Below are 4,640 nucleotides of genomic sequence, written 5' to 3'. Positions count from 1 at the left end.
GTTTTTGTCTATCTACTCAACACAGTTGACAATTTGTATCAGTCTAGTGTGAGTATTTGTGTAAAAAATCGAAAAAATATCAAGTTGACCGATTATTCTGATGTTGTCCTTATCAGCTGTTATCTTTGGGGAGTTCTCCACCTTTGCGAGACCACTAAAGCAAAATATCAACTGTCAAGCCAACTCTTCCCATCCTTCTTGGAATATTCTCGATTTACTCGACGATGCAATATGCTGCTACCAAGCATCCAGTTGATCAGACAAACACTTGCCTTTCAGGAAGTTAAGGGAATTAAGGTCTCGATCATTGACAGCTTCCCTATTCCACTTGCTCAAATTGTAAGAAATTTAAGAAGTAAAGTGCTCGGAGAATATGTCAATATTGGCTATAATGCGACCAAGAACTAGCACTTTTATGGTTGTAAATGTCAGGCCTTAGTGAGTGAATCTGGTTAAATCATTGACTATGTCATCACGCCTGCAAGTATCGCTGATTCTACTATGACTGAGGAAGTTCTAGCCTGTTTCCCAACTGAGACCGTACTCGGAGATAAAGGCTATCTTGGTAAAGCTTTACAGGAAAGATTAAAAAGTAAAGGAGTTGAGCTAACTACGCCACTTAGGAAGAACATGAAATAAAGTAAAATCAACTTCCCTCACTTTGCTAAGAGAAAAAAAGTTATTGAACGCGTCTTCTCTTTTCTTGCCAACCTAGGAGCTGAACGTTCTAAAAGTCGTTCTATACAAGGATTTCAACTGAGGTTAGAGATGTTAATTCTAGCCTATTCAATACTCTTGAGATGTGCTAAAAAAGAGCAGCCAATGACTTTAAGATATTCTATTGGTTACAACGTGATGGGAAAGTAATCAACTAGCAATTCGGGTATAAGTATCATAAATTATCTATTCTGGAGTTAAGAAATTAAACATTTGACAGATAACTATCTATTTTGTACAATTGATATGAAAATAAGCGGATATGAGGATGTGTTGTGGATGGAAATAGAAAAACTATTTAAAGCGCTCTCTGATCGAACGAGAGTGAGAGTATTGTTATTATTATCTCAAAAAAAATTATGTGTCTGTCAACTACAAAAATTTTAAAACTCCCCCAAAGCAAATTGTCAAAACATTTAGGTAAGCTATGGGATTTGAATTTAGTTGTAGGATATCAAGATGGAAAATTTATAAAATATGAACTTTCTAAAAATTATTTTCTTGAAAATATTCTAGTGTTAGTTAAAGAATCTAAGAATTTAGACGAACAATTTCAAGTTGATTTGAGCCGAATTGATAAATTTGATTATTTGATTGGAGATGTTCAATAATGTGGACTTTTATTAATGATCAATTATTTAAAATGGTTTGGTTAAATGACTTAGCTGGGTGGTTTGTCGAGACTATCTTTAAATTACCAACGGATGAGAAAATTGGTGGAAGTTTACAATTTTTTATTTTTGATACCGTTAAAATATTTATACTTCTTTCTGTACTTATATTCTGTATGGGTATCATACAATCTTATTTCCCACCCGAACGCACGAAGGTGTTGTTAAGAGGAATGCGAGGATGGAAAGGGAATCTATTGGGTGCACTAATTGGTACAGTTACACCATTTTGTAGTTGTTCAAGTATCCCAATCTTTATTGGTTTTACTACGGCTGGTTTGCCTTTGGGGGTTACGTTTTCTTTCTTGATTTCATCCCCAATGGTAGATATTGCATCAATCATTATGCTGATGTCATTTTTCGGTTTAAAGATAGCTGTTATTTATGTTATAGTAGGATTATTATTAGCTATTATTGGTGGAGCTGTGATTGATAAGCTAGGTATGGAAAATCAAGTCCAAGAATACATTCGAAACATGGAAGAGGGTTCTTCTTTTAAAGAAGATCTGACCTTTAAGAAACGTGTATCCTTTGGTGTAGAGCAAGTAAGGGAAGTTGCTGGAAAAGTTTGGCCTTATATTCTTATAGGTGTTGGTATCGGAGCGGGAATCCACAATTGGGTACCACAAAGTTTTGTTGAAAACATCCTAGGCCAAAATAACCCCCTATCCGTTTTATTAGCCGTTTTAATTGGTGCACCTATCTATGCAGATATATTTGGTGTCTTACCAATTGCTGAAGCCTTGTTTTCAAAAGGTGTCCCTATTGGGACTCTGGTCGCCTTTATGATGTCTGTCACAACGTTATCTTTACCATCTTTAATTATGTTAAGTAAGGTAGTTAAACCTAAACTATTAGGGACATTCGTTATTATTTGCCTTATCGGTATTTTAATTATTGGATTTTCTTTTAATTGGTTTTTTGTATAATTTTATGCGTTTTGCAACAAGCATTGGAAGGGAGGCGTTTCTTTTTCTGGGAATCCGTTTTTAGAGGTTTTAATTGAACGATTGCCCTATATTTATTTGAGTTTTTGAACTCATTTTCTAGTACAGCTGATTCTAGAAAATGACCATTGACAAAACACATTGGTAATTAGTATTATCTATAGTAACACTTCTTGTTAACAAGTATTTTCTTGTATACATGTTGCTGAAAAAGAAAGGAAGAGAAAATGATTATTAAAGTCTTAGGACCAGGTTGTAAAAATTGCAAAAATTTGGAAAAAAATACTTTAGATGCTTTAAAATCTAGCTCCGTAGAAGCGAAAGTTGTAAAAGTTACAGATATTGCAGAAATTCAAAAATATGGTGTGATGCGTACACCCGCTTTAGTTATTGATGAAGAGGTTGTCGTATCTGGTAGAGTACCAAAAGAAGACGAAATTGCACAATGGATTAATGGCTAACAAAAATGCCTCTTCATATTGATTGAAGAGGTATTTTTGTTAGCCATTTTAAAAGATGAATAGATCATAAATAGAACACATTCTTTTATTTAGAATGTTTGAAAATTTCCTGATAATTCTTGTTGCCCCCAGATAAATTATAAACTTCTTTAAATCCTTTACTTCTCAATACATTTTGAGAAGCGTTTCCTGTCACTCCTTTATTACAATAAACAATTGTTTTCTTACTCTTATCAAGTGTTGAAGCCTTTTCTCGTAATTCTGCTAATGGTATGTTAATAGCGTTAAGGACATGATTTTTTTCATAACTTTTTGGATCTCGAGTATCAATAATTGTAATATTTTCATTGTTTTTTTGAAGTTCCATTAAGTCATGAGGAGTAATAAGTGGAGCTGTTGTTAGAGCATTGGTTAATGCCATACCTGTATATGCTACTGGATCTTTTGTAGTAGAAAATGGTGGTGCATAGGCTAAATCCATGTGGAATAAATCTTCTGCAGTAACTCCTAAAGTTATTGTTGAAGCAAAAACATCTATTCTTTTATCCACGCCTTGAGGCCCAATGATTTGCACACCCAAAATACGATGAGTGAGCTTGTCAGCCACTGCCTTAATAACCATTTCCTTTCCGTGCATATAGTCTGGTTTATCTGGCTTAATATTAGATAGTACTGCAACTTCATAACCTTCAGCTAGAGCTTCTTTTTCTGTCAACCCAGTTTGAGCAATTGTTAAATCGAAGAAACGTAAGATACCAGTTCCTAAAACACCTTGAAATCGAAGTTGTCCACCTGTCATAGCATCTCCTGCAATTCTCCCCATCTTGTTTGCGGTAGAAGCTAAAGGACGATAAATAGGCTTACCTGTAATAACGTGGAAGCTTTCTGCTACATCACCTACTGCATATACATCGGGTATGTTCGTTTGAAGTGTATTATCTGTCGCAATGGCCCCTGCTTTTCCAAGTTTTACACCAATGGATTGAGCTAGGGCTACATTAGGTCGAACACCAGTTGCTAAGATATACATATCTGCAGATAGTTTTGTTCCCTTGTTGGTGATTACTTCGTCAAGTTGAGTAACACCAACTAAGCTTTGTATCGTTTCTTCAGGTCGGAAATCAATCCCTTGTTTTACCATTTCATCCTCAATACGGATAGACATATCCCAGTCTAAATGTGACATAGGGTGTTTTCCACGTTGAAGAATTATGACCTTAATTCCACGTTCTTTAAGTTGTTCAGCGACTTCAAGACCGATATATCCTGCCCCTACAACTACAGCAGTTGTAGGTTTTCTATTTTCTATAAAGGACTTGATTTTTTTCCCACTATCAATATTTTTCACTTGAAATACGTTGCTGAAGTTACTTTCTTCAAAAGCATCAGGTGCCTTGGGTGTTGAACCTGTGGCAAACACTAATAAATCATAGTTATCTGTAAATAGGTCGCCGGTAATAAGATTCTTTCCTGAAATTTCTTTCTTCTCATGGTTTATGGCAATTACTTCATGTGAAGTGAAAATGTCAACGTTATAACGCTTTTTAAACCACTTTGCATCACGTGGCGTCAACTCTTCAAAATCTGGTATTTCTCCGCCAATTACATAAGGAATCCCACATACAGCATACGAAATATCAGTATCTTTGTCATAAATAACAATTTCATTTTCTTCAGAGTTTCTTCTGGCTTTTGCAGCTACACTTGTGCCAGCCGCTACTGAACCAATAATCAAAATTTTCATTAAGTAAACCTGCCTTTATCTAATATCATACCCGAATTGCTAGTTGATTTCAACACAAAATAAATAAGACATGCTATTCTAATCTTAAACACCTAAGATC

Annotated in this window: 4 protein-coding genes and 1 pseudogene; 4 read left to right on the top strand and 1 reads right to left on the bottom strand. The window is 35.0% G+C overall.

Features of this window, described 5'->3' with window-relative positions; translation table 11 throughout:
- From RU86_RS11390 to RU86_RS11375, 4 genes and pseudogenes are all read left to right on the top strand, one after another.
- A pseudogene (locus RU86_RS11390) lies at window positions 1-867 on the top strand (IS982 family transposase); the annotation flags it as partial.
- 284 nt (window positions 868-1,151) lie between these two features.
- Complete coding sequence (locus tag RU86_RS12150; RefSeq protein WP_179296285.1) at window positions 1,152-1,328, top strand: hypothetical protein; 177 nt, start codon at window positions 1,152-1,154, stop codon at window positions 1,326-1,328.
- On the top strand, window positions 1,328-2,317 hold the full coding sequence (locus tag RU86_RS11380) for a permease (RefSeq protein ID WP_047915136.1): 990 nt from the start codon (window positions 1,328-1,330) through the stop codon (window positions 2,315-2,317). The genes RU86_RS12150 and RU86_RS11380 overlap by 1 nt, the downstream gene beginning before the upstream one ends.
- Window positions 2,318-2,562: 245 nt before the next feature.
- On the top strand, window positions 2,563-2,796 hold the full coding sequence (locus RU86_RS11375) for a thioredoxin family protein (protein ID WP_031366274.1): 234 nt from the start codon (window positions 2,563-2,565) through the stop codon (window positions 2,794-2,796).
- Window positions 2,797-2,881: 85 nt separating this feature from the next.
- Here the strand turns inward: RU86_RS11375 and RU86_RS11370 are convergent, their stop codons facing one another.
- The gene (locus RU86_RS11370; protein WP_096815402.1) at window positions 2,882-4,540 is read right to left on the bottom strand and encodes an FAD-dependent oxidoreductase; all 1,659 of its coding nucleotides are present in this window, start codon (window positions 4,538-4,540) and stop codon (window positions 2,882-2,884) included.
- Window positions 4,541-4,640: the final 100 nt, after the last annotated feature.

Source organism: Pseudolactococcus piscium, from assembly GCF_002441695.1.
In the GTDB taxonomy this organism is placed as follows: Bacteria; Bacillota; Bacilli; order Lactobacillales; family Streptococcaceae; genus Pseudolactococcus; species Pseudolactococcus piscium.
Note: the sequence above shows the minus strand (reverse complement) of the source record. Positions and strands in the feature narration are given on the sequence as shown.

What these genes read in the sequence shown, in the direction of transcription:
- RU86_RS11380 (WP_047915136.1), top strand. Translation starts at nt 1,328, where the DNA reads ATGTGGACTTTTATTAATGATCAATTATTTAAAATGGTTTGGTTAAAT.
- RU86_RS11370 (WP_096815402.1), bottom strand. Translation starts at nt 4,540, where the DNA reads ATGAAAATTTTGATTATTGGTTCAGTAGCGGCTGGCACAAGTGTAGCT.
- RU86_RS11375 (WP_031366274.1), top strand. Translation starts at nt 2,563, where the DNA reads ATGATTATTAAAGTCTTAGGACCAGGTTGTAAAAATTGCAAAAATTTG.